This is a genomic window from Ensifer sp. 4252, from assembly GCF_050434565.1.
Lineage (GTDB): Bacteria > Pseudomonadota > Alphaproteobacteria > Rhizobiales > Rhizobiaceae > Ensifer.
Map to the genome: position 1 here is coordinate 127,167 of NZ_JBNDIU010000012.1, position 24,916 is coordinate 152,082.

Below are 24,916 nucleotides of genomic sequence, written 5' to 3' on the forward strand. Positions count from 1 at the left end.
CGCCAAAAGATCGATGACGCGCTCAGGTCGGCGGCAGGCCCGCCTTACGGCGAGCAACGACACGTTCGCGCCAGACGGTAAAGATGCCGGCCGCAACCACAAGCACCGAGCCGGCAATCATGTTGGTGGTCAGCGTCTCGCCGAAGAGGCTGACGCCCATGATCGACGCGAAGACCAGTTGCAGGTGAGCGGCTGAACCGCCACCGCGTCCAACAGGTCATAGGCGCGGATGAGGAAATAGTGGCTTGAGGTTCCGGTGAGACACAAGAGCAGCATCCAGCCCCAATCCGGCGGCGACAGTGTCGTCCAGAAGAATGCGCCGACAAGGCTGATCGCCACGGCACCGACGACACCGGTATAGAAGAAGCTCGTTATCGCCGGATCGTCGCGGCTGACCAGCCGGGTGACGATGACATAGAGGGCGAAGACAAGTGCTGCTGCCAGCGGCAACAGGAACGCCAGCTCGAAAACGCCTTCAGGCGGTCTCAGGATCAGGAGAACGCCGACGAGGCCGACCGAGATTGCCAGCCATCGGCGCCAGCCGACACGCTCGCCCAGAAGCGGCATCGACAGAAGCGCGACAAAAAGCGGCGTCGCTGAAAGGATCGCCTGCGAATGCGCCAGCCCCACCATCGTGAAAGAGGTAATGATCATGACGATCTGCAGCGGCAGCAGCATCCCGCGCAGCACCTGAAGCAGCGGTCTCCTGGTCGTCGCCGTTATCTTGAGCCCACCCGTTGCGCGGGCGGCCAGCACCACGGCAAACAGGGCAAAGGCCCAATAGCGGATCATCGCCACGAAAACTGGCGGATAGATGCTGCCGAGATGTTTGGAAATGCCGTCCTGGATCGCAAAGATGACGATAGCGAGGAGCGCGTAGATATAGCCGTTTGCCTTGGAGCCCATGACCGCGCCGATACACCCGCAAGACCGACAGGACCAGCAAAATCTGCACCGCCGCTTGGGCGTGTTTCATCAGGCGCGCAAAGGTCCGGACATGAAAAGAGCCCCGCGCGGGAGGAGGTGCACGGGGCTCTCAAACTTGACCGGTGACTGGGAGGAGGAGTGCCACCGATCCACATCGGGCGCCACGGGAGGAGGTGCAGCGCTTCGATAAGTCTTACAATAATCATGCGTCGCAATATTTTCAAGAGCAGATTTGCTGCGCCGCACAATTTACTCCCGAAATCGTGCCCATCCGCTATTAACGGCTGCTCATTTTTGGCAAATACTAATGTTACAGGTTGCAAACCACAACCGCAGATAGCTTATACCATAGCGTACATCTTTCTCGACATGCAGACGTTTTGTGGTTCCCTAGATGCCATTGCACCTAGGAATTGCAGGCTTTTCATGAAATTATTGCTCCAGATCCCGACCGCGATCATCGTTTTCCTGATTCTGGCGACCTGGCTTGCCAGCTTGCGCCTCGTTGTCGTGCCACCCGGTTCATACCGGTTGACCGCGATGACCACGCTGGTCTTTCAAGGTCACGGCTATCGCCTGGTCGATAGTCCGCAAGCGATGTGCACCCGCCAGGCCTACCCGGCGCGCGACTGCGATGCGATGGCCACCAACAAGCTGGCAAAGACCGTCCTGCTGCGGCTGCCCTACAGCCAATGGCTTTACGAGTACACCGAACCGGACCGCAGCAAGCAGGCGAAGCTCGTCGGCGAAACACCACTCAGGAGCTCGATCGAGTAGAACAACAAGGTTCGCTCCATCCTCCACACCCTGGCGCAGCCTCCGCCGGAACAAAATCGTGATTTCGAGCGGCTCGCGTTGCGGGTTAGGATCTCACCCGTGAGCGAGAAGGAGAAGATCATGAAGATCATCCTAGTGACTGTGGCTGCAGTCGGCCTGTCCGCCTCCGCGGCATTTGCCGAATGCGCCTATCACGCCAAGACCAATGCAGCGGTCGACACGACAACAACCACCGCCAGCATAGCGACGGAGAGCCAGCCAGCATCCGAAGAAATGGTGCTCTTGAAAAAGACCGATCGTGTCGTTGAGGACGAAAAGACCGCCGAATAGGCCCGCCACAGACACAGTGCTTGGTCATGCGCATCGGCGTTCCAAGGCTGATTCGCCCGCGGTCGCCGACGTCGCGTGCGGCTCCCAACTCGTGCGGCCAATAGACCAGGCCTCCGAACGGCGCGGTCGCCACAAATGCCAAAAGCCGCGATGTGAAAGTGCCTTTGCGCGATAGCTGTTGGATATCCGTTTCCATCCGTCTCGCCCGCGCAAACCACCCGCAGCTCTCGAGAGGCCGGAGTTGAGCGAACGAAGCAGCAAAGCCTGAGACTTCAAATCCGGCAAGTTGTTGAAGACCATGCATATTTTACAATTCGGTTTTTAACCCCCCCTTAAATTGCCGCATTTAAAGTTCACCGCATCGCCGTGGCGGGTCGATGGGTTAATTTCTCCCCGCCTTCGAGATTGCCTTCGCCACTGGGGCGGACGGCTGGGCGCCCGCGATGCGGCATGAGGGGTTAATCCAAACGGCATGGCAGCAAGCGGCAAGTCAGGACAACGGATCGAGCCCTCGTTCGGCGGCAGCACGGACGACGATGACGATTTTCGCATCGAGGCCAGCGATCGCGTGACCGGCGGCAGCCGCAAACCTGCCCGCAGCAAATCAGCTCCCCAGCCCAAGAAGAAAGCCCAACGCAGCAAACGCGGTGGAACGCGCCGCAGTTCCGGCGGAGGCGGCGGGTTCATCGGCCTCGTGCGCACGCTGTTTTACTGGTGCATCGTGCTCGGCATCTGGGGCGCGATGGGCGTTGGCGGTCTCGTGCTCTACTACGGCGCGCGCATGCCGAGCGCTGAAAGCTGGTCGATCCCCGAGCGTCCGCCCAACGTCAAGATCCTCTCCGTCAATGGCGACATCATCGCCAACCGCGGCACGACCGGCGGCGAGGCGCTGTCGCTCGAAAACATGTCGCCCTACATCCCTCAGGCGGTGATCGCCATCGAGGATCGCCGGTTCTATTCGCATTTCGGCGTCGACCCGCTTGGCCTGGCCCGCGCCATGCTGACCAACGTCACCACCGGCCGGATGGTCCAGGGCGGCTCGACGCTGACTCAGCAGCTTGCCAAGAACCTGTTCCTTTCGCCGGAACGGACTTTGGAGCGAAAGGTTCAGGAAGTGCTGCTCGCCTTCTGGCTGGAGCAGAAATATTCCAAGGACCAGATCCTGGCGATGTACCTCAACCGGGTGTTCTACGGCTCTAATGCCTACGGCGTCGAGGCGGCATCGAGGCGTTACTTCAACAAGTCGGCGCGCGACGTAAACCTCGGCGAAGCAGCATTGCTGGCCGGCCTGTTGAAGGCGCCCTCCCGCCTGTCGCCGGCCCGCGACCCGAAGGCTGCGGAAGAGCGCGCCCAGGTCGTTCTCGGTGCCATGCGCGAGGAAGGCTTCGTCACCGACAGCGAAATCAAGACGGCGATGTCGCAGACGCCGACCAAGGCCAAGAGCTACTGGTCTGGCGCCGAACACTATGTCGCCGACATGGTGATGGACCAGCTTCCCGGCATGATCGGCGAGGTCAAGGAAGACCTGATCGTCGACACCACCATCGACCTCAATCTGGAAAAGAAGGCGGAGGAGGCGATCAGCGCCACGCTTTCGACCGACGGCGCCAAGCTCGACGCTTCGCAGGCAGCCCTCGTGTCGATCGACGGCACCGGCGCCATCCGCGCGCTGGTCGGCGGCAAGGATTATGCCGAGAGCCAGTTCGACCGCGCCTCCAAGGCCAAACGCCAGCCGGGCTCGGCCTTCAAGCCCTTCGTCTATGCGGCAGCGCTCGAGATCGGCCGCACGCCGATGTCGATCCGCAACGACGGCCCGGTCCGGATCGGCAACTGGACACCGGAAAATTACGACCAGAAATACCGCGGCGAAGTTACCATCGCCGACGCGCTCGCCAACTCGCTCAACACCATCGCCGCGCAGCTGGTGATGGAGGTCGGTCCGCAGAACGTGGTGAAGGTGGCGCATCGCCTCGGCATCGATTCCGAGATGCAGGCCAATGCCTCGATCGCGCTCGGCACCTCGGAAGTCAGCCTCGTCGAACTGACCTCGGCCTATGCCCCGTTCATGAACGGCGGCTTCAAGGCGACGCCGCATGTCATTCGCCGGATTTCGAAGGCCGACGGCACGGTGCTTTACGAAAACACCTACGACAACCCGCCGCGCGTGCTCGATCCGGCCATCGTCAGCGAGATGAACCAGATGATGGTGCGGGTGCTGACCAACGGTACCGGCAAGAAGGCGCGTCTGAAGGGCTGGGAGGCGGCCGGCAAGACCGGCACCACGCAATCCTTCCGCGATGCGCTTTTCGTCGGTTACACCTCGAACCTCACCACCGGCGTCTGGTTCGGCAATGACGACGGCAAGTCGATGAAGAAGGTCACCGGCGGCGGCCTGCCGGCCAAGGCCTGGCACGATTTCATGGTGACCGCGCATGAGGGGCTTTCGCCTTCGCCGCTGTTCGGCACCACCGGGGTCCAACCGGTCTTCGACGACGGCGGCGCACCGCCTGCCGCGACGGGAGACATCCTTTCCGGCGATCCGAACGCGTTTCCGGAACCACCTGTTGGCGTCGACGGTTCGATCGCCGTGCAGCAGACCCGGCCCTTGCCTGACGGCAACGGCGGCATGGTGCCGCCGGCCGATGTCGGCCAGACCACCGGTGCCACCAAACGCACGACGCTTTTCGATATCCTGACGGGCGGCTGAGGCGGCTCGAACGCCGCCGCCGCAACGCTTTGCCGCCCTGCCGGCCGCGGGCCGAGCGTCTATTGTTGGCCGCGTGCCAATCGCAGGCTTGCTTTTGCCCCCAATCGCCCCGCAGAATGCCTTGCAGTCCGAAACGCCGGTCCTTATATACGCCGCATCGGCGCAGCCACCGCTGCGATGAAATCCAAAGACCATCCCGTTAGGGACTGTCTCACGAATGCCTGACCGGGTTCCGACAGTCCGCTGCAAGGAGAGAACGACATGGCTAAAGTTATTGGTATTGACTTGGGAACGACCAACTCCTGCGTCGCCGTCATGGACGGAAAAGATGCGAAGGTCATTGAAAATGCCGAGGGCGCGCGCACGACCCCCTCGATGGTGGCATTCAGCGAAGACGGCGAACGTCTCGTTGGTCAGCCGGCAAAGCGCCAGGCGGTCACCAACCCGGAAAACACGCTTTTTGCGATCAAGCGCCTGATCGGCCGGACCTTCCAGGATCCGACCACGCAAAAAGACAAGGACATGGTTCCTTACAAGATCACCAAGGCCGACAATGGCGACGCCTGGGTCGAAGCACACGGCAAGGATTACTCGCCGTCGCAGATCTCCGCCATGATCCTTCAGAAGATGAAGGAAACGGCCGAATCCTATCTCGGTGAAAAGGTCGAGAAGGCCGTCATCACCGTTCCGGCCTACTTCAACGACGCTCAGCGCCAGGCAACCAAGGATGCCGGCAAGATCGCCGGCCTCGAAGTGCTGCGCATTATCAACGAGCCGACTGCTGCAGCCCTCGCCTACGGCCTCGACAAGAAGGACGGCAAGACGATCGCCGTTTATGACCTTGGCGGCGGCACCTTCGACATCTCGGTTCTCGAAATCGGCGATGGCGTCTTCGAAGTGAAGTCGACCAACGGCGACACCTTCCTCGGCGGCGAAGACTTCGACATGCGTCTCGTCCAGTATCTCGCCGGCGAGTTCAAGAAGGAACAGGGCATCGACCTGAAGAACGACAAGCTTGCTCTTCAGCGCCTCAAGGAAGCCGCTGAAAAGGCCAAGATCGAGCTGTCTTCGTCGCAGCAGACCGAAATCAACCTGCCGTTCATCACGGCAGACGCCTCCGGTCCGAAGCACCTGACGATGAAGCTGACCCGCGCCAAGTTCGAAGCGCTTGTCGACGACCTGATCCAGCGCACCGTCGCTCCGTGCAAGGCCGCGCTCAAGGACGCCGGCGTTTCGGCTGCCGAGATCGACGAAGTCGTTCTCGTCGGCGGCATGAGCCGCATGCCGAAGGTCCAGGAAACCGTGAAGCAGCTGTTCGGCAAGGAGCCGCACAAGGGCGTGAACCCGGATGAAGTCGTGGCCATGGGTGCTGCGATCCAGGCCGGCGTTCTGCAGGGCGACGTCAAGGACGTTCTGCTGCTCGACGTAACCCCGCTGTCGCTCGGCATCGAAACGCTCGGTGGCGTCTTCACCCGCCTGATCGAACGCAATACGACGATCCCGACCAAGAAGTCGCAGACCTTCTCGACCGCCGACGACAACCAGTCGGCCGTGACGATCCGCGTCTCCCAGGGCGAGCGTGAAATGGCAGCCGACAACAAGCTGCTCGGCCAGTTCGATCTCGTCGGCATTCCGCCGGCACCGCGCGGCATGCCGCAGATCGAAGTGACCTTCGACATCGACGCCAACGGCATCGTGCAGGTATCGGCCAAGGACAAGGGTACGGGCAAGGAACACCAGATCCGCATCCAGGCATCGGGCGGCCTGTCCGACGCCGACATCGAGAAGATGGTCAAGGACGCCGAGGCCAATGCCGAAACCGACAAGAAGCGCCGCGAAGGCGTGGAAGCGAAGAACCAGGCGGAGAGCCTGATCCATTCTTCGGAAAAGTCGCTGAAGGACTACGGCGACAAGGTCTCGGAAACCGACCGCAACGCGATCTCCGACGCCATTGCCGCGCTGAAGACCGCCGTCGAGGCTTCCGAGCCGGATGCTGAAGACATCAAGGCCAAGACCAACACGCTGATGGAAGTCTCCATGAAGCTCGGTCAGGCGATCTATGAGGCCCAGCAGACGGACGCCGCCCATGCGGACGCCGCCGCTGACGCCGCCCGCGATGGCGATGTCGTCGACGCGGACTATGAAGAAGTCAACGACGAAGACGACCGCAAGCGGTCGGCTTAAGTCGCGCTCTCCTAGAGACGGAAAAGCCCGGGGTGACCCGGGCTTTTTTGTTTCTCCTTCCCCTCGGGCACTCGTGCCAGGCAGCTTCTGACGAACGTCAGTCCCTAGACCCACCCTGCTGAAACCGCCGCCACAGCGCAACGTCGCAGGCGAGAGTGGGCGCCAAATCGAGCTGACCGGGCGCGAGACCGGAAGAAACGTCATTTTTCCGACAAAAAACCGCGTCCGCGGGCAGGTGGGCTATGGTATCGCGCTTCAAGGTTTACTAAATCCTTTGGCAAGGTAACCAGGCAGCCGCCGGGCCCCCGCGCTGGCACGCCTTGTCAACAGGACAATCTTTGAAGAATGAAACGTGATCTTTACGAAACGCTTGGCGTTGCCAAGAACGCGGATGAGAAGGAGCTGAAGAGCGCCTTCCGCAAACTGGCGATGCAGTATCATCCGGACAAGAACCCCGGCGACGCCGCCTCGGAAAAGACCTTCAAGGAAATCAACCAAGCGTACGAGACGCTCAAGGACCCGCAAAAGCGCGCGGCCTATGATCGCTACGGTCACGCGGCCTTCGAGCAGGGCGGCATGGGCAACGGCTTTGGCGGTGGCGCCGGTGGTGCCGGCGGTTTCTCCGACATCTTCGAAGACATCTTCGGCGAGATGATGGGTGGCGGGCGCCAGCGGCGTTCATCGGGTGGCCGCGAGCGCGGCGCCGATCTGCGCTACAACATGGAAATCTCGCTGGAAGAGGCCTATTCCGGCAAGACCGCGCAGATCCGGGTGCCGACCTCGATCACCTGCGATGTCTGCACCGGATCCGGCGCCAAGCCCGGCACCAGCCCGAAGACCTGCGGAACCTGTCAGGGCTCCGGCCGCGTACGCGCCGCCCAGGGCTTCTTCTCGATCGAGCGCACCTGCCCGACCTGCGGCGGCCGCGGCCAGACGATCACCGACCCCTGCACCAAGTGTCACGGCCAGGGCCGCGTCACCGAGGAGCGCACGCTCTCCGTCAACATTCCGGCCGGCATTGAAGACGGCACCCGCATTCGCCTCTCCGGCGAAGGGGAAGCGGGCCTGCGTGGCGGACCGGCGGGCGATCTCTACATCTTCCTCTCGGTCAAGCCGCATGAATTCTACCAGCGCGACGGCGCTGACCTCTATTGCAGCGTGCCGATCTCGATGACGACCGCGGCGCTGGGCGGCAAGTTCGACGTCACCACGCTCGACGGCACCAAATCGCGCGTGACGGTGCCGGAAGGCACCCAGGCCGGAAAGCAATTCCGCCTGAAGGGCAAGGGCATGCCGGTGCTGCGTTCCAGCCAGACCGGCGATCTCTACATCCAGATGCAGATCGAGACGCCGCAGAAGCTGACCAAGCGTCAGCGCGAGCTGCTGCAGGAATTCGAGCAGATCTCGTCCAAGGACAACAATCCGGAATCCGCCGGTTTCTTCGCCCGAATGAAGGATTTCTTCGACACGCTGAGCGACTGACGCTCAGCGGTTGCCCCTACTGCATGTTTCCTTAAATCCTATCCGATTTAAGGATAAAACATGCAGCAATTCAAAGTGCTACAGCGACCTTTGCGCGTCTAATAAGACGCGCGGCGCTGTAGGATCACGTCATGGCCGCAAGCTGCCACAGCCCGGCCATGACGAGCACCACACCCGCGGCGCGGGAAAGCAGGCGGCCACCGGGAAGAACCTTCTCGGCGAGCACGAAAACGGCGATGGCGGCGATCCATAGAACGTTCATCACCCCGCCGATGAACAGCAGCGCCATCAACGCCCAGCAGCAACCGACACAATAAAGGCCGTGGCGAAAGCCGAGCCGATACGCCCCTCGTGCACCGCGGCGAAAGCCGCCGTGATTCTGGATGAAAAGCAGCGGCGCCTGGCACTGCCTCAGACAGGCATCTTTCAGCGGCGTCCACTGAAACAAGCCGACCGAAATCAGGATGATGCCGCTGAGCATGCGGCTGGCGCTCATCAGCATCGGCGTCAGCATCAGTGCGGCCTCCAGCAGCCATTGTCCGAGCGTTGCGACAAGCGCGAACAGGATCCAGGCCGAGAGATAGCCGCCGGCAAAAAAGCCGGTCGCGGCAAACGGCCTGTCCTCGAGCGCCGCCTGCCGCCCGACGCGGGCATAGAGCAGGATCATCGGCGTTGCCGAGGGCGTCATCATGCCGACCATCATCACCGCCCACATGACAAGGGCATAGGCGAAGGTCGAAGCGCTCCAAGGGCGGAAAGCAACGTCCGCCATCGACGCCATGGCACCCGGCGACCTGTCCACCTCCATGCCGTCACCCGCCCCCATGTCCATCGCCATGTCGGCGCTCATGCCATCGGCAGAGGCCGGCATGACCGCAGTGGCATCCATGCCGGCTGCCAGCCAGAGCGTATAGAGCCAGGTAATTCCGGTCAGCACCAACAGCGAGACGACAACGATGAGCCGGTCGCGCCTTAGAAGCGTTTCGAGCGCGGTGTCGGTCATGGGCGTCAGTGAACCACGCCGCTTTCGGTCAGATGCATGCTGGCGAAATGGGCGTGCGAATCCGGAATGGACAGCGTCAGCGGCCCCTTCGTATCGGCCCATCCGCGTCCGACCTCGCAGACGTCGTATTCGAAGCCCTGCGGCAGGTTGATGCGCGCCTGATGCGGGTTTCCGGTCACGGGGTTCAGGATCGGCTCGCCGCGCGCCACGATCCAGCCGGGCACATTCAGCCTCGCTGTACGAGCGCGGACATCGACATCGAACTCGATTTCGGCAAAGACCGGGTCGTAAAAGGTCTCGAAGGTGGTGGCGAACACCTGGAAGAAGGTCGCCCCGGGCTCGGTATCCTGGCCGCTCATGATGCGCAGCAAGGACTCGCGCTGTGCGGGCGTAGCATTGATGTCGACGATCGGCACGACCTCTCCCCTGCCCTCATGAATTGCTCCAGGCCAAGCCGCGATCATCCCGCATCTCAAGCCGTCGAGGCGCGTTTCGCCGTGATGGCCGGTCTCGATCTCGAACCCGCCGACGGCGCAGCAATTGCCGTGGGTCGGCAGCGCATTGAACTGACAGGGGCAGCCATAGGCGCAATTGCAATGAAGGAATTCCCGACCTTTGATCGTCCACCTGACACTCGTCATCGTCTCCTCCTGGATCTGATCGGTGTGGGTCTGCTTCATTCCCCTCGATTGCTCGACGGCCTATTAGATTTCAAGAATATACTCTTCTCCGACCGCCCTGCCAACGCCGCCAGCGGCGTGCCGTCGATGACGAACAGGACTTTGCCGCCACACGCGATCGAACGCGAGCGGCGGCAACAGACAGGTGAGTATCAGAGCGTGGCCATGCCACCATCGATGATCAGTTCAGCGCCGACCGTAAACGCAGCCTCGTCGGAAGCGAGGAAGACAATTGCCTTGGCGATCTCGCTGGCATCGCCGAAGCGGCCGAGCGGGATCTGCGCGGCGATCGACGCGACGATCTCCTTGTTTTCCGCCGGCGTCGCGCCGTGCCCGTCATGCAGCGGCGTCTTGATCGGCCCAGGGCTGACGGCGTTGACACGAATGCCGCGGCCGATGAGTTCACCCGAAAGCGTCTTGGCAAGCGACAGGAGTGCCGCCTTGCTGAGCGCATAGACGCTGGAGGTCGGCATGCCGATATGGGCGTTGATCGAGGTGTTGAGCACGATCGAGGCGGGGTTGGCGAAGATCGGCAGCAGCGCCTGGATCAGGAAGAACGGGCCCTTGACGTTGATGTTCAGCGACTGGTCGAAACTGGCCTCATCCCATTTTTCGATCGGCTGAAGCTTGGCGATGCCGGCATTGACGAAGAGGATGTCGAGATGGCCGAAGGCAGCCTTGACCTGCTCCGCAACCGCCGCCTGTCCGGCGGCGTTGCCGGCATCGGCCTGGATGATGACGGCGCCTTCGCCGAGTACCTTGCGGGCTTCGGCGATATTCTGCGGATTGGTGCCGGTAACGGCGACCCGAGCCCCCTCGGCGATAAACTGGCGCGCCGTCTCGAGGCCGATGCCGCTGGTGCCGCCGGTGATGAGCGCGGTCTTGTTCTGCAAACGTGACATGATGGAGTTCCTTTGTTGGGTTGACTTGACTGTTGGGTTGGTTGGGACCGGTCTTCTTTCCATCGACCGCCGCTCTTCGATGCCGATAGATATGGCCGAAGATCGTCGTTCGGATTAGTCTGCCAATGATGGAACTCGAATTCGGAAATGCCGAACGATGCTGAAGATCGAAGGAATTGCTGCCTTTGTCGCCGTCGCAGAAGCCGGCTCGATCAGCGAAGCGGCGCGCCGGCTGCGGCTATCGAAATCCGTGATCAGCGAACGGGTCGCGGACCTGGAGCGCCACCTGAACGCAACGCTGTTGCATCGAACCACGCGCAAGCTGACGCTCACCGAAGATGGCGTCGCCTTTCGCGAGCGCGCGGTGCGGATCGTCAGCGAGGTGCAGGCCGCCGCCAGCGATCTGGCCGAGCGCCGCGGAACGCTGACCGGACCATTGCGGATCGCCGCCCCCGTCAGCTTCGGGCGCCTGCATCTGGGGCCTGCACTCTATCCCTTTCTGGCGACGCATCCCGAGATCGAACTGACGCTCGATCTCGACGACCGCCGGGTCGATGTCGCCTCCGAAGGCTATGACGCGATCGTGCGACACGGGGTCATCGCCGATTCACGGCTGATCGTGTGGAAGCTTGCCAAAAGCCGGCGCTTGCTGGTCGCCTCGCCCGATTATCTCGCTCGCCACGGCACGCCGGCCTCGCTTGTCGAACTCAACGATCACCGCGGCATCTTCTACACCAACCGCGGCGCCTCGGACTGGCGGTTCGAGGGGTCAACCGGTTCGACCGTCATTCGCGCCCGCATGGCGCTGCGCATCAACAACGGCGACATGATCCACGATGCCGCCGTCGCCGGGCTTGGCATCGCCCTGCTGCCGACCTTCATCTGCGGTCCGGCGGTGGGCGACGGTCGGCTTCGCGAGATCGATGTCGGTTTTCGCCCGGAACCGGAGTTCATCTACATGGCTCATCCCGAAGGCCGGCGGCCGTCGGCCAAGCTCCGGGCAATCGCCGAACATCTGAAGAAGGCCTTTGGCGATCCGCCCCATTGGGATCCATGAGCCGGTGGGCATTTCGGGCGTGTCAGCGCAAAGAACCCCACCTTCCGCCAAATCTTGATCAGCTCTTGACCAGATCTCGACCGACGAGGGGTGGCATGTGACGAACGCGCCTTGCAACTGAAAATTGGATGCCTATCTCGCCTGCATGCGACCCTTCCTCCTCACCTGGATCATTCTCATGACCCTCGGCGCCACCGCCCAAGCGGAGCTTCTCTCTGCGACCGATGACGAGATTTTGGAAATTCTGACCGAGCGCATCGACGAGCACAAGCAATCGGTCGGCATCGTCGTCGGCATTATCGATGCGAAGGGGCAACGGGTCGTCGCGCACGGCCGCTTGGCCAAGGACGACCTGCGCCCTGTCGACGGCGACACCGTGTTCGAGATCGGCTCGGTAACCAAGGTCTTCACCGCACTGCTGCTTGCCGACACGGTCGAACGCGGTGGCGTGCAGCTCGACACGCCGGTTTCGCCGCTACTGCCGGAAAGCGCTGCTATGAAAAACGCGGCCGATGGAAAACCCATCACGCTTGAGCATCTGGCAACGCATATGTCCGGCCTGCCGCGATTGCCGGACAATCTGGTGCCGGCCGACGACAGCGACCCCTATGCAGACTACGGCGTCGCCAAGCTCTACGCCTTCCTTTCCAGTCACCAGCCGATCCGGCGACCCGGCGGTGAGCACGAGTATTCAAACCTCGGCTATGGCCTGCTTGGCCATGCGCTCGCATTGCAGTCGGGCCTGTCCTATGAGGCGCTCGTCAGCGAGCGCATCGCGGTCCCGCTCGGCATGGCCGATACCGCAATCAGCTCTCGCGCGGAATGGGATGGGCGGCGGGCGACCGGCCACGATGCTGGCCTGGAACCGACAAGCGATTGGGATCTCGGCGCGCTGCAAGGAGCCGGAGCACTGCGTTCGACGGCGAATGATCTGTTGATCTTCCTGCAGGCGGCGATGGGCCAGAAACCCACAACACTGGCGCCTGCATTCACCACCATGCTGGGCAAGCGACAGCAGCTTGGCGACGACAACGAGCAGGCGCTCGGTTGGGTGATCTCCGGCCGCGGCCAAAAACAGGCCGTCTGGCACAACGGCGGCACGGGCGGCTATCGATCGTTCGTCGGCTTCGTTCCATCGACCGGCGTCGGCGTCGTGGTCCTGTCGAACACGGCAACGGAGGCCGGCGTCGACGATATCGGCGCGCACCTGCTCGATAGGGAGAGGCCACTTGCACCCGCGCCGGTTCAACGCATCGCCATCGCCCTCGACCCGGCGACCTACGACAGTTATGTCGGCACCTATCGGCTGGCGCCCGATTTCGATCTGACGGTTTTTCGGGACGGCAACAGACTGTTTACGCAGGCAACGGGCCAGGGACGCATCGAAATCCTCCCGGAAGCGGAACATCGCTTCTTTGCAAAGACGATGGATGCGCAACTGACCTTCGAGGTCCCGGCCGGCGTTCGTGCCGCAAGCCTGACGCTGCATCAAGATGGCCAGGACCACCCGGCCCCACGCGTGAGTGACTGAGGCGTTTCGATTTCAAATGTGGCCCGCCCCCGGCAATGAGCCGGGGGCGGATGAGATCACAGGAACAGATCAACTGCGAAGTAGGTGAGTGCCGAAATCGCAGCAGCGGCCGGCATTGTCACGAACCAGGCGATGACGATGTTGCCGGCAAGGCCCCAGCGCACCGCCGAGACCCGCTTTGCGGCACCCACGCCGATGATCGCACCGGTGATCGTATGGGTGGTAGACACCGGAATGCCGAGCCAGGTGGCGGCAAACAGCGTGATGGCGCCGCCGGTCTCCGCGCAGAAGCCCTGCATCGGGTTGAGCTTGGTGATCTTCGAGCCCATGGTGTGCACGATACGCCAGCCGCCTAACAGCGTGCCAAGCGCGATCGCGGCCTGGCAGGTGATCACCACCCAGAACGGCACATAGAACTCGGAGCCGAGATAGCCCTGCGAGAACAGGAGCACGGCGATGATGCCCATGGTCTTCTGCGCATCGTTGCCGCCATGGCCGAGCGAATAGAGCGAGGCCGAGATGAACTGCATCACCCGGAATTTACGGTCGACCGCAAACGGCGTCTGGCGCACGAACAGCCAGGAAACGATGAGGATCAACAAGAGCGCCAGGAAGAAGCCGATCATCGGCGACATGAAGATGGCGCCAACGGTCTTGAGAAGACCGGTCCAGACGATGGCGTCGCCGCCGGTGCGCGCCAGGCCGGCACCGACGAGACCACCGATCAGCGCATGCGAAGAACTCGACGGAATGCCGAAGATCCAGGTCGCAATGTTCCAGAAGATTGCGCCCATCAGCGCCGCAAAAATCACCAGCGGCGTGACGATGCTGGGATCGATGATGCCCTTCCCGAGGGTTTCAGCCACATGCAGCCCGAAGAACAGGAAGGCGATGAAATTGAAGAACGCCGCCCACATGACCGCATATTGCGGCCGGAGCACCCGGGTCGAAACGATGGTTGCGATCGAGTTGGCGGCGTCATGCAGCCCGTTGAGAAAGTCGAAGAACAGCGCAATCGCGATCAGCGCGACGAGCAGCGGCAGGGCTAGCGTCGCGTCCATCAGACGTTCTCGATCACGATGCCGCTGATCTCGTTGGCGACGTCCTCGAAGCGGTCGACGACCTTCTCGAGTTCGCCGTAGATCTCGCTACCGATGATGTAGGCCATGGCATTGTTGGCACCGTAGCGGCGGAAAAGATCCTTCAGGCCCTGGTCGTGCAGTTCGTCAGACCGGCCCTCGATGCGCGTGACCTCTTCGGCGATGGCGATGAGCCGGCCGTGGTTGACGCCGACGCGATTGAGCAACGGAATGGCCTCGGCGATCAGGTGCGCCGCCTGGACGACGATAGCGCCCATTTCCTTCATGCCAGGATCGAAGGTCTTCTGCTCGTACAGCCGGATGGTCTTGACCGTCTTGTGCATCATGTCGATGGCATCGTCCATCGACTGGATGAGATCCTTAATGTCGCCACGATCGAACGGCGTGATGAAGGAGCGGCGAACGGCCAGAAGCACTTCGCGGGTGACACCGTCTGCCTCGTCTTCAAGGGCGACGATCCGGTCGCAGTGCTTTTCGAGATCGTCTCCGCCGACGAGAAGCTTGTCGAGCGCTTCGGCGGCACCGACGACGGTACGCGAATGGTGCGCGAAGAGATCAAAAAAGCTGTCTTCGCGGGGAAGGAGTTTGCGGAACCAAGCCAGCATCACAAATATGTCCGTTCATGGATTGTCATGCGGCTGTCATATTGTACACAAGCGATCAAGAAAAGCGCTGAACTACAGAGATTGCAAGGCTTTCCCCGCCGTTATCGCGCAATTTTACCTGGAAATGACACAGGTCGCCTTTCGTCTTGCCTTGGCGCCCGCTTTCGTCCTACTGCATAGCTCCTTAAATCGGCATCGATTTATGGAGCTATGCAGTAAGTTTAAAGTGTTGCAGCGTCCTTTGCTCGTCTCGTTCGACGCGTGGCGCTGCAACTGGCGCCGAAGTCGAATCCGGACCCGAAATGCCACACAAGGTCTTTCTCAATCGCCTGAAGCTGAGCGAGTTCCGCAATTATGCGGCGCTGTCGCTGGCGCTCGACCAGAGGCACATCGTGCTCACAGGCGAGAACGGCGCCGGCAAGACCAATCTGATGGAAGCGGTGTCGTTTCTGTCGCCCGGCCGTGGCCTCAGGCGCGCCGCCTATGCCGATGTCGCTCGCGTCGGCGCAAGTGACGGCTTCTCGGTCTTCGCTGAAGTGACGGGCATGGAAGGCCCGGTCGAGATCGGCACCGGCACGGCGGGCGCCGGCGAAGGGCAATCGCGACGCCTGCGGCTGAACGGCACGACAGCGAGTGCGGTCGATGAACTGACCGACCATCTGCGCGTGCTGTGGCTGACGCCGGCCATGGACGGGCTCTTCACCGGCCCCTCGGTTGATCGCCGTCGCTTCCTCGACCGGCTGGTGCTTTCGCTCGATCCGGAACATGGGAAGCGCGCCAGCGAATTCGACCGCGCCATGCGCAGCCGCAATCGGCTCCTCAGCGACTTTCGCCCTGATGCTGCCTGGCTGACTGCCATCGAGCGGGAAATGGCGGGGCTCGGCGTGTCGATGGCGCTGGCTCGGCAGGAGATGCTGGGTCTGCTGACCGCGCTGGTCGAAAGAAACACCGGCGACAGCGTCTTTCCGTCCGCGCGCCTGGCGCTTGCGGGCTTCCTCGACAACGAGAGCCATAAGCCCGCCTTCGACCTCGAAGAGCAATATCTCACAATGTTGCGCGAGGGCCGGCCTCGCGACGCGGCCGCCGGCCGGACGCTGGACGGACCGCACCGCACCGACCTCCTGATCCGTCACCGCGAAAAGGACATGGAAGCCGAGCGCTGCTCGACCGGCGAACAGAAGGCGCTGCTCGTCGGCCTGGTTCTTGCCCATGCGCGCCTCGTCGGCGACATGACCGGCCATGCCCCCATTCTGCTGCTCGACGAGATCGCCGCGCATCTCGACATGGGCCGCCGCGCCGCCCTCTTCGACCTCGTCGACGGGCTCGGCGGCCAGGCTTTCATGACCGGGACAGACCGTGCGATGTTCGATGCACTCGGCGATCGCGGCCGGTTCCTGACGGTGGAGCACGGAAGCGTCTCGGGATGAGGGAACCGATCATGGAAAGTGTCCGCTCATGACAAACACCAGCCTCGACCCATCGGAAATTGCCCGCTACGCGCGCCACATCATCCTGCCGGAACTCGGCGGTGCGGGGCAGCAGAAGCTGAAAGGCGCGCGCGTTCTCGTCATTGGCGCCGGCGGCCTCGGCGCTCCCGCTCTTCAGTATCTGGCCGCGGCCGGCATCGGCACGCTGGGCATCGTCGACGATGACGTGGTGTCGCTGTCGAACCTGCAGCGTCAGGTGATCCACCGCACGGCCGATATCGGCCAGACAAAGGTCGAGAGCGCCTCGGCAGCGATCGGTGCACTCAATCCGCATGTGGTGGTCGAGACGCATCCGTTTCGTCTGGCGGCCGACAACGCCGAAACGCTGTTGCGCCAATATGACCTGGTGATCGACGGTTCGGACAATTTCGACACGCGCTATCTCGCCGCCGATACGACGGCGGCCATCAGGATACCGCTCGTCACAGGTGCGGTCGGCCGTTTCGACGGCTCGCTCACAGTGCTGATGCCCTACCGTACCGGCAAGGATGGAGAACAAAACCCATCCTATCGCGATCTCTTTCCCGAAGCGCCGCCGCCGGGCGTCGTGCCCTCCTGTGCCGAGGCCGGCATCATCGGCGCCCTCACCGGCGTCATCGGAACATTGCAGGCTATGGAAGCTATCAAGGTGATTGCCGGGATCGGCGAACCGCTGATCGGCCGGCTGTTGATGTATGACGCGCTCTCGGCGCAGTTCAGCACCATCCGCTACCGCAGGCGCAAGGTCGGCAGTGCGGACTGATGCAGATCGTTCGGATCGACGCTGCCTTCGATCGCCATGACGAATTGGTGGCCCTGATCCAGGATGCCTTTGCCTATATGGATGGACGGATCAATCCGCCGTCGTCGGCCCATGCGCTGACTGTTGAAGGGCTGAAGGAGAAGGCTTCGGCGGAAATCGGCTTCGTCGCTGTCGACGGCTCAAAGCTTGTCGGCTGCATCTTCTGCAAGCCGGAGATCGACTGTCTCTATATCGGCAAGCTTGCGGTCGCCGCGACCTGCCAGGGGAAAGGCGTCGGCCGGCTGTTGCTTGCGAGCGCCGAAGCAGCGGCGCGCGGCCGCCACCTCCCGGCCCTGAGACTGCAGACACGGATCGAGCTTGTCGAAAACCACCGGACGTTTTCGGCTTGGGGGTTCGTCGAAACCGACCGGACCGCTCATCCGGGCTTTAACCGACCCACCTCGATCGAGATGCGCAAGACGCTTTGATCAGTCGCGGCCGGGCAGCACCCGGTCCGGCGGCCGGTGTCCGTCGAAGAAAGTGCGGATGTTGATCACCACCTTGTCGCCCATGTCGACGCGACCTTCGAGCGTCGCCGAACTCATATGTGGCAACAGCACGACCTTGCCTTCGCCGGCGAGCTTGATGAGCTTGGGGTTGACCGCAGGTTCGTTCTCAAAAACGTCGAGCCCCGCCCCGGCGATCTTGCCTTCGCGCAGGCACTTGATCAGCGCCGTCTCGTCGATGATGCCGCCGCGGGCGGTGTTGACGATATAGCTTTCCGGACGCATCAGCGCCAGCCGACGGGCCGAAAGCAGGTGATAGGTCGCCGGCGTCGAGGGGCAATTGACCGAGACGATATCGACGCGGGCAAGCATCTGGTCGAGGCTGTCCCAGTAGGTCGCCTCCAGCATTTCCTCGGTCTCGGCCTTGACCCTGTGACGGTTGTGATAGTGGATCGACAGGCCGAAGGCTTTGGCGCGACGCGCCACCGCGGTGCCGATGCGGCCCATGCCGACAATGCCGATGCGCTTGCCCGCAATGCGCCGGCCGAGCATCCAGGTCGGAGACCATCCGGCCCATTCGCCCTTGCGATCGGTCAGGATCTGCGCACCCTCGGCAAGCCGGCGCGGCACGGCGAGAATGAGCGCCATCGCCATGTCGGCGGTGTCCTCGGTCAAAACATTGGGCGTGTTGGTGACGGTGATGCCCTTTCGCGCCGCGGCGTCGACGTCGATGTTGTCAACGCCGTTGGAGAAACTGGCGATCAGTTTAAGCTGCGGGCCGGCCTGCTCGATCAAGGCCGCATCGATGCGGTCGGTCACGGTCGGCACAAGCACGTCGGCGCGCTTCACCGCCGCCACAAGCTCCGGCTGGCTGCGCGGCGTATCATCAATATTGAGCTCGGCGTCGAACAACTCGCGCATTCTGGTTTCGACGATGTCCGGCAGTTTCCGGGTGATGTAGACCTTAGGCTTCTTCTTGCTTGTCATTGCTGCGATGGGCCTCGTTGACGGGTCCTTAACCAAGTTGGGTGATACTTTCTCCCTGTAGCCGCAATTTCTACCAGACCCGGTCGGGAAGACAAACAAAACTCGCTGCGTCGTCCCCGCGATTTACGCCCCGGCCAAGAGCCTTGGGTGAACTGCGCCTGCAAGTTGCCACGGAAAATGAGCTTCGTCATGCGTCACGTCATTTCCAAACTCTCGTTCGCATTGATCGCCGCCTTAATCGGCGCGATCATCACGGCGTCGGGTGCCCATGCCCAGGCCGCGAAGGGGGCCAGCGGTTTGCCGCTGCCGCGTTTCGTCAGCCTGAAGGCAAAGAGCGTCAACCTGCGCATCGGCCCCAGCGTCGACTACGCGGTGGCGTTCCGTTACCTCCGACCCGGCGTGCCGGTGGAAATCATCCAGGAATACGATAACTGGCGCCGTATCCGCGATGCCGACGGCACGGAGGGCTGGGTGAACCAGGCCCTTCTGTCGGGCGACCGCACCGCCGTCACCGCGCCATGGATGCGCGGCAAAGGCGAAGGCGTCTTCGTCAACCTGCGCCGCGAGCCGCAGAGCACGGCGGCGATCGTCGCACGCATGGAGCCCGGTGTGGTCATCCGTGTGGGTGAATGCAACGGCGACTGGTGCCACATCGAAACCCAGGGCGTCGAAGGCTGGATCGTCCAGAGCGAGATCTGGGGCGCCTATCCGGGCGAAGCCTTCAAATAAAGGCTACGCCCGCTCTGACATTTAAGGAAAAGGCTAGCTCGCCTCAGGCGAGCTCGGCCTGCTTTGCGGCAGAGGCAAGCGAGACCATCGGCCGCGGGCCGATCTGGCCGATGACGATACCGGCTGCGAGATTGCCGAGCTTGCTGCAATCCTCGAGCGACCGACCGGTCGTATATCCATGGAGAAAGCCCGCAGCATAGAGGTCACCGGCGCCTGTCGTATCGACCACCTGCGCGAGCGGCGTCGCGCCGACGCGGACACGTTCGGTGCCGCGCACGACGACGGAGCCTTCTTCACTCAAGGTGACGGCTGCAAGCTTGCAGTCCTTCGAGAGCTTTTCCAGCGCCAGATCGAAGTCCTCGGTCTCGTAGAGCGCGAGCGCTTCCTGCTTGTTGGCAAAGACGATGTCGACCGTGCCGGAGCGCATCAGTTCCAGGAACTCATCGCGGTAGCGGTGGACGCAAAAACTGTCCGACAGGGTCATTGCGGTTTCGCGGCCGTTTTCATGGGCGATCTTGGCGGCCTCGCGGATCGCATCCTTGGCGCGCGGCGGATCCCACAGGTAGCCCTCGAAATAGGTGACCTTGGACTGGGCGACGACGTCGGCTTCCACATCCTCCGGACCAAGCTCGACGCAGGCGCCGAGATAGGTGTTCATCGAGCGCTCGCCGTCCTCGGTCACGAAGATCATCGAGCGGGCGGTCGGCGGCACGGTTTCGAGCGGCTTGGTCTGGAAATAGACGCCCTGGGCGCGAATGTCGTGCGCAAAGATCTCGCCAAGCTGATCGTTGGTCGTCTTGCCGAAGTAGGCGGCGCGTCCGCCAAGGCTGGCGACGCCGGCCGCCGTGTTGCCGGCGCTGCCCCCGGAAGCTTCGACGGCAGGGCCCATGCGCGAGTACAACAGCTCCGCGCGGTCGGCATCGATGAGGTTCATTGCGCCCTTGATGATACCGTTTTCGCTCAGAAAGCCGTCATCGCATCGCGCAATGATATCCACGATCGCATTGCCGATCGTCAGCACGTCGTATTTTGTCATGAACTCCGTCCAGTTTCCCTAATGGCCGGTGTTCGTTAATAGCGGTTTTCCAGCCATTTGGAAGACAAAACACGCGGTCGCTGCGATCATTCCGTCGGCAAGGCGCTGGCGTCGTAGGCGGCCGCAAACTCGGCGCTCGGCGGGATCGGCTTGATGACGTCGATCAGAACGCCATTGGGATCGGCGGTGATGAAATGGCGCTGGCCGAAATCTTCGTCGCAGATCGCCTTCAGGATCGGCAGGCCAGCTGCCTGACAATCGGCGTAGACCGCATCGGGATCCTCGACCTCGAAGTTGAGGAGCAGGCCGCGGACGGGCGCCCGGCCCTCTTCCGGAATCGTTTCATGGCGATAGTCGAGAACGGCCAAGGTGACCGTCTCGGATTCGGTCGACTGCAGATGCACGTACCAATCGCTGGTGAACAGCGCCTGGAAGCGAAAGTTGTCGATGTAGAATACCGCCGTCGCTGCAACGTCTGATGTCATGATCACCGGATAATAGCTCGTCGATTTCATCGCTTTCCCTCGCGGTCGCATTATCATACAGTCTGCATGTATCTTTCGAACCAACATACAGGCTGAATGTATGCAAATAAAATCGTCTCGCCGCTCCAATCGCGAGCGCTCCGACACGACCCGCGCCGCGATCCTTGATGCGGCCCACGGTCTTTTCGTCGCGAGAGGATATGCGGAGACGTCGACGCCGGACATCGTGGCTGCTGCCGGAATGACGCGCGGCGCGCTCTACCATCACTTCGAAGACAAGAAGGCGCTGTTTCGCGCGGTTGCCGAGCGGGAGGCTAGTGCAGTGGCGGCGAGGATCGAAGAAGCGACAATCGAGGACCTGACGCCGCGCGAGGCGCTGATGATTGGCGCACGCGCCTTCTTCGACGCCATGGCAGAGCCCGGCAGAATCCGAATTCTGCTGCTCGACGGCCCGGCCGTACTCGGCACGCGCGAGATGGCAACAATCGACGCTGCAAATGCCCAGAGAACGCTGGAAGAAGGTCTCGCGGAAGCGATGGCGCCAAGGGTCTGTGATCGGGCCAACTTGACGGCAACCGCGACGCTGCTGTCAGCCGCCTTCGATCGCGCCGCACTGGAGATTGCCGAAGGCGCGCCGACGGACCTCTACGTCGAGGCGATTGGCCAGTTGATCGACCGACTGATCTCCGCCTGAGTCGGGCTCGAGCCTATAGCGCGCGCAGAGATAGGGCGCGCATCAGCCGGCGACCGGAAGAACCTGCTGCGGCAGCTCGACCAGGGGCGCCGGGATATCGCAGGTCTTTTCCGGTGCCTTGCAGATGTCGGCAATGACGCAGCGCTCGCATTCCGGCTTGCGCGCCTTGCAGCAATAGCGACCATGCAGGATCAGCCAGTGATGCGCGTGGTAGAGATATTCGTCGGGGATAATACGCGAGAGCTTCGCCTCGACCTCATCAGGGGTCTTGCCCGGTGCCAGACAGAGCCGGTTGGCGATACGAAGGATATGGGTGTCGACGGCGATCGTCGCCTGGCCGAAAGCCATCGACAGCACGACGTTGGCGGTCTTTCGCCCGACACCTGGCAGCGTCACCAGTTCCTCCCGCGTGCGCGGGACCTCGCCGCCGAAATCGGTGATCAGCTTTTCGCTGAGCGCGATGACGTTCTTGGCCTTGTTGCGGAAAAGACCGATGGTCTTGATGTAGTCGCGCACCTTCTCCTCGCCGAGCGCCAACATTTTTTCCGGCGTGTCGGCAACGGCAAAAAGCGCCCGAGTTGCCCGGTTGACGCCGGCATCGGTCGCCTGCGCCGACAGGGCCACGGCCACCACCAGGGTGAAAGGATTGACGTGCTCCAACTCCCCCTTCGGCTCCGGCCGCTGGATCGAGAAGCGTCGGAAGATCTCGGAGATTTCGTCGCGACTGTAGACGCCCGTCGTTCGCGGCGGGGTGCGGCGGCCCGTCGCTGACTTCGTTTTCGCAGGCTTGCCCGGCAATTTCGGCTTCACGTTTTTCATGATGCATCTATAGTCAATGGTCATGACGAATGGCAACGATCAGACGCTTGGCGGCGAAGAGCCGGTGTTCAGCGCCGAACTGACCCCCTATCGCTCCCTGGGCTTCAAGGGGTTAAAGGTCTTTTTCCTGATCGCCGGGCTGCTCAGCCTGGTGCATGCGGTCGTGTTCATGGTGATCGGCGCCTGGCCGATCGTGTTCTTCTTCGGGCTGGATTTTGCGCTGCTGTTCGGTGCTTTCTGGCTGAACTACCGGTCGGCACGCAGCCGCGAGGAAGTCAGCGTTTCGCGAACCGACGTGTCGGTGCGCAAGTTCACGCCGTCGGGCCGGATGATCGAACACCGCTTCAATCCGTTCTGGGCGCGCTTCAACATCGCGCGGCATCAGGAGATCGGCATCGTCTCGATGAGCATCAGCGGCGGCGGCCATCGGACCGATGTCGGGTCGTTCCTCAACCGCGACGACCGCGAAACCTTTGCCACTGCGTTTTCCGGGGCACTTGCAACCGTGCGTCGCCGCTGACGAGCGGCCCAATCAAGTTTCGGGTGGCAACGACACTGGCAGCATGGTTACCTGTGTACGACAGGAGATGACCGATGAACATTGCGACAACCCTCCCCGCCGACATCACGCCTGATGGCACCGACTATGACACGGTGAGAAGCGTGATCGAAATGCTCACCGAAGAGTATCGCGAGCAGCCTTCGCTGGACGCGATCGCCAAGAGGCTGAAGCAATCGCCGACGCAGTTGCAGAAGGTCTTTACCCGCTGGGCCGGGCTTTCCCCGAAGGCCTTCCTGCAGGCGGTGACGCTCGACCATGCCAAGCGGCTGTTGCGTCAGGAAGACATGCCGCTGCTGGAGACCAGCATCGAGATCGGGCTTTCCGGCCCGAGCCGACTGCACGACCTCTTCGTCACCCATGAGGCGATGTCGCCGGGCGAATGGAAGGCGCGCGGCGCGGGCCTCACCATCCGCTACGGCTACCACCCCTCCCCCTTCGGCACGGCGCTGGTGATGATCACCGACCGTGGCCTGGCGGGTCTTGCCTTTGCCGATGGCGGCGGCGAGCACGAGAGTTTCGAGGATATGGCGCATCGCTGGCCGAACGCCGCCTATGTCGAGGACAGCGCGGCGACGGCGCGGTATGCGGCGCGCATTTTCGATCCGGAACGCTGGTGTGCGGGCGAGCCCTTGCGCATCTTCCTAATCGGCTCCGATTTTCAGATCCGGGTCTGGCAGGCGCTGTTGAAGATCCCGCTCGGCCGCGCCACGACCTATTCGACGATCGCCGGCGAGATCGGCCAGCCGACCGCCTCACGCGCCGTCGGGGCAGCCGTCGGCCGCAACCCGATCTCGTTCGTCGTTCCCTGTCACCGGGCGCTCGGCAAGAGCGGCGATCTTACCGGCTATCACTGGGGACTGACGCGCAAGCGCGCGATCCTCGGGTGGGAAGCCGGCAAGGCCTGAAAACGAAAAAGGGGCGCCAGGCGCCCCTTTTCATTATCATGGCAGTTCGGCTTAGTGGGCGGCCGACATATCGCCCAGCACTTCCTTGGATGCGACTGTCGAATTGGCCTTGAGCTTGTAGACCATGGGGACGCCGGTCGCGAGATTGAGCTTCAGGATCTCTTCCTTCGTCAAACGGTCGAGAACCATGACGAGCGAGCGCAGCGAGTTGCCGTGTGCGGCGACGAGAACCTTCTCGCCGGCAAGCACGCGCGGCAGGATTTCCGTCAGGTAATAGGGCCATACACGGGCACCGGTGTCGCGCAGGCTTTCGCCACCCGGTGGCGGAACGTCGTAGGAACGGCGCCAGATATGTACCTGTTCTTCGCCCCACTTCTCGCGGGCGTCATCCTTGTTGAGACCGGAGAGGTCGCCATAGTCGCGCTCGTTCAGCGCCTGGTCGCGGATGGTTTCGAGCGACGGCTGGCCGACGGCATCGAGCACGAACTGGCAGGTACGCTGGGCGCGGATCAGCGACGAGGTGAAGGCGATGTCGAACTTGATGCCGTAGTCGGCGAGCGCCTTGCCGCCGGCCTTGGCTTCGTCGACGCCAAGCTCGGTCAGGTCAGGATCGCGCCAGCCGGTGAACAGGTTCTTCAGGTTCCAGTCGCTCTGGCCATGCCGGACGAGGACGAGGGTGCCGCTCATGTGATTTCCCCTT

General features: G+C 62.5%; 24 protein-coding genes and 1 pseudogene. 14 read left to right on the forward strand and 11 right to left on the reverse strand.

The window, feature by feature from the left end:
• Nucleotides 1–22 precede the first annotated feature (22 nt).
• Nucleotides 23–906 (reverse strand): annotated as a pseudogene (locus tag ABIE33_RS21595) (DMT family transporter).
• A gap of 447 nt (nt 907–1,353) precedes the next feature.
• Here ABIE33_RS21595 and ABIE33_RS21600 point away from each other — a divergent pair.
• The 5 genes from ABIE33_RS21600 (at nt 1,354) to dnaJ (ending at nt 8,407) form a co-directional block, all read left to right on the forward strand.
• Nucleotides 1,354–1,704, forward strand: coding sequence for a hypothetical protein (locus ABIE33_RS21600; RefSeq protein WP_429129233.1), 351 nt, complete (start codon nt 1,354–1,356; stop codon nt 1,702–1,704).
• A 120-nt stretch (nt 1,705–1,824) separates the two neighbouring features.
• Nucleotides 1,825–2,034, forward strand: a complete 210-nt coding sequence (locus ABIE33_RS21605) for a hypothetical protein (protein ID WP_429129236.1) — start codon at nt 1,825–1,827, stop codon at nt 2,032–2,034.
• Between the two features lie 472 nt (nt 2,035–2,506).
• Entirely contained in the window at nt 2,507–4,741 is a 2,235-nt protein-coding gene (locus ABIE33_RS21610; RefSeq protein WP_429129238.1) for a transglycosylase domain-containing protein, read from the forward strand.
• Between the two features lie 261 nt (nt 4,742–5,002).
• The gene (dnaK, locus tag ABIE33_RS21615) at nt 5,003–6,925 is read left to right on the forward strand and encodes a molecular chaperone DnaK (protein ID WP_025425431.1); all 1,923 of its coding nucleotides are present in this window, start codon (nt 5,003–5,005) and stop codon (nt 6,923–6,925) included.
• Nucleotides 6,926–7,270: 345 nt separating this feature from the next.
• A complete protein-coding gene (gene dnaJ / locus ABIE33_RS21620; protein ID WP_429129240.1) occupies nt 7,271–8,407 on the forward strand; it encodes a molecular chaperone DnaJ in 1,137 nt (378 codons plus the stop codon).
• 124 nt (nt 8,408–8,531) lie between these two features.
• On the opposite strand, the gene ABIE33_RS21625 is transcribed toward dnaJ, so the two are convergent.
• The 3 genes from ABIE33_RS21625 to ABIE33_RS21635 form a co-directional block, all read right to left on the reverse strand.
• Complete coding sequence (locus ABIE33_RS21625; RefSeq protein ID WP_429129243.1) at nt 8,532–9,410, reverse strand: DUF2182 domain-containing protein; 879 nt, start codon at nt 9,408–9,410, stop codon at nt 8,532–8,534.
• Between the two features lie 5 nt (nt 9,411–9,415).
• Complete coding sequence (locus ABIE33_RS21630) at nt 9,416–10,051, reverse strand: DUF1326 domain-containing protein (protein WP_429129245.1); 636 nt, start codon at nt 10,049–10,051, stop codon at nt 9,416–9,418.
• Between the two features lie 191 nt (nt 10,052–10,242).
• Nucleotides 10,243–10,992, reverse strand: a complete 750-nt coding sequence (locus ABIE33_RS21635; protein ID WP_429129247.1) for an SDR family oxidoreductase — start codon at nt 10,990–10,992, stop codon at nt 10,243–10,245.
• 157 nt (nt 10,993–11,149) lie between these two features.
• Between ABIE33_RS21635 and ABIE33_RS21640 the strand changes: the two genes are divergently transcribed.
• On the forward strand, nt 11,150–12,049 hold the full coding sequence (locus tag ABIE33_RS21640; RefSeq protein ID WP_429129250.1) for a LysR family transcriptional regulator: 900 nt from the start codon (nt 11,150–11,152) through the stop codon (nt 12,047–12,049).
• Between the two features lie 145 nt (nt 12,050–12,194).
• A complete protein-coding gene (locus ABIE33_RS21645) occupies nt 12,195–13,580 on the forward strand; it encodes a serine hydrolase (protein WP_429129252.1) in 1,386 nt (461 codons plus the stop codon).
• 56 nt (nt 13,581–13,636) lie between these two features.
• Here ABIE33_RS21645 and ABIE33_RS21650 read toward each other — a convergent pair whose 3' ends face one another.
• Both ABIE33_RS21650 and ABIE33_RS21655 read right to left on the reverse strand, forming a co-directional pair.
• Nucleotides 13,637–14,641 (reverse strand): inorganic phosphate transporter, encoded by a 1,005-nt coding sequence (locus ABIE33_RS21650; RefSeq protein ID WP_429129255.1) that lies wholly within the window; start codon nt 14,639–14,641, stop codon nt 13,637–13,639.
• Nucleotides 14,641–15,285, reverse strand: a complete 645-nt coding sequence (locus ABIE33_RS21655) for a DUF47 family protein (RefSeq protein WP_429129257.1) — start codon at nt 15,283–15,285, stop codon at nt 14,641–14,643. The genes ABIE33_RS21650 and ABIE33_RS21655 overlap by 1 nt, the downstream gene beginning before the upstream one ends.
• 302 nt (nt 15,286–15,587) lie before the next feature.
• On the opposite strand from ABIE33_RS21655, the gene recF reads away from it, so the two are divergent.
• From recF to ABIE33_RS21670, 3 genes are read left to right on the forward strand one after another with little or no spacing between them, the layout of a single operon-like run.
• The gene (gene recF, locus ABIE33_RS21660; RefSeq protein WP_429129260.1) at nt 15,588–16,712 is read left to right on the forward strand and encodes a DNA replication/repair protein RecF; all 1,125 of its coding nucleotides are present in this window, start codon (nt 15,588–15,590) and stop codon (nt 16,710–16,712) included.
• 28 nt (nt 16,713–16,740) lie between these two features.
• On the forward strand, nt 16,741–17,514 hold the full coding sequence (locus ABIE33_RS21665; protein WP_429129263.1) for a molybdopterin-synthase adenylyltransferase MoeB: 774 nt from the start codon (nt 16,741–16,743) through the stop codon (nt 17,512–17,514).
• Nucleotides 17,514–17,981, forward strand: a complete 468-nt coding sequence (locus ABIE33_RS21670) for a GNAT family N-acetyltransferase (RefSeq protein WP_429129266.1) — start codon at nt 17,514–17,516, stop codon at nt 17,979–17,981. The genes ABIE33_RS21665 and ABIE33_RS21670 overlap by 1 nt, the downstream gene beginning before the upstream one ends.
• Here the strand turns inward: ABIE33_RS21670 and ABIE33_RS21675 are convergent, their stop codons facing one another.
• Nucleotides 17,982–18,986, reverse strand: a complete 1,005-nt coding sequence (locus tag ABIE33_RS21675) for a 2-hydroxyacid dehydrogenase (protein WP_429129268.1) — start codon at nt 18,984–18,986, stop codon at nt 17,982–17,984.
• Nucleotides 18,987–19,175: 189 nt separating this feature from the next.
• Here ABIE33_RS21675 and ABIE33_RS21680 point away from each other — a divergent pair, with 189 nt between their 5' ends.
• Nucleotides 19,176–19,715 (forward strand): SH3 domain-containing protein, encoded by a 540-nt coding sequence (locus tag ABIE33_RS21680; RefSeq protein ID WP_429129271.1) that lies wholly within the window; start codon nt 19,176–19,178, stop codon nt 19,713–19,715.
• 43 nt (nt 19,716–19,758) lie between these two features.
• Here the strand turns inward: ABIE33_RS21680 and ABIE33_RS21685 are convergent, their stop codons facing one another.
• Both ABIE33_RS21685 and ABIE33_RS21690 read right to left on the reverse strand, forming a co-directional pair.
• Nucleotides 19,759–20,751 carry an adenosine kinase gene (locus tag ABIE33_RS21685; RefSeq protein ID WP_429129274.1) on the reverse strand — a complete coding sequence of 331 codons (993 nt, stop codon included), beginning with the start codon at nt 20,749–20,751 and terminating at the stop codon, nt 19,759–19,761.
• Nucleotides 20,752–20,837: 86 nt separating this feature from the next.
• The gene (locus ABIE33_RS21690) at nt 20,838–21,266 is read right to left on the reverse strand and encodes a VOC family protein (protein WP_429129276.1); all 429 of its coding nucleotides are present in this window, start codon (nt 21,264–21,266) and stop codon (nt 20,838–20,840) included.
• Between the two features lie 70 nt (nt 21,267–21,336).
• On the opposite strand from ABIE33_RS21690, the gene ABIE33_RS21695 reads away from it, so the two are divergent.
• Complete coding sequence (locus ABIE33_RS21695) at nt 21,337–21,930, forward strand: TetR/AcrR family transcriptional regulator (protein WP_429129277.1); 594 nt, start codon at nt 21,337–21,339, stop codon at nt 21,928–21,930.
• Nucleotides 21,931–21,972: 42 nt separating this feature from the next.
• On the opposite strand, the gene nth is transcribed toward ABIE33_RS21695, so the two are convergent.
• Nucleotides 21,973–22,749 (reverse strand): endonuclease III, encoded by a 777-nt coding sequence (nth, locus tag ABIE33_RS21700; RefSeq protein ID WP_429129279.1) that lies wholly within the window; start codon nt 22,747–22,749, stop codon nt 21,973–21,975.
• Between the two features lie 22 nt (nt 22,750–22,771).
• Here nth and ABIE33_RS21705 point away from each other — a divergent pair, with 22 nt between their 5' ends.
• On the forward strand, nt 22,772–23,269 hold the full coding sequence (locus tag ABIE33_RS21705; protein ID WP_429129388.1) for a DUF2244 domain-containing protein: 498 nt from the start codon (nt 22,772–22,774) through the stop codon (nt 23,267–23,269).
• Between the two features lie 74 nt (nt 23,270–23,343).
• Nucleotides 23,344–24,216: a methylated-DNA--[protein]-cysteine S-methyltransferase gene (locus ABIE33_RS21710; protein WP_429129281.1), complete on the forward strand. Its 873-nt coding sequence runs from the start codon at nt 23,344–23,346 to the stop codon at nt 24,214–24,216.
• A gap of 51 nt (nt 24,217–24,267) precedes the next feature.
• Here ABIE33_RS21710 and ABIE33_RS21715 read toward each other — a convergent pair whose 3' ends face one another.
• Nucleotides 24,268–24,903 (reverse strand): 2,3-bisphosphoglycerate-dependent phosphoglycerate mutase, encoded by a 636-nt coding sequence (locus tag ABIE33_RS21715; protein ID WP_429129284.1) that lies wholly within the window; start codon nt 24,901–24,903, stop codon nt 24,268–24,270.
• Nucleotides 24,904–24,916: the final 13 nt, after the last annotated feature.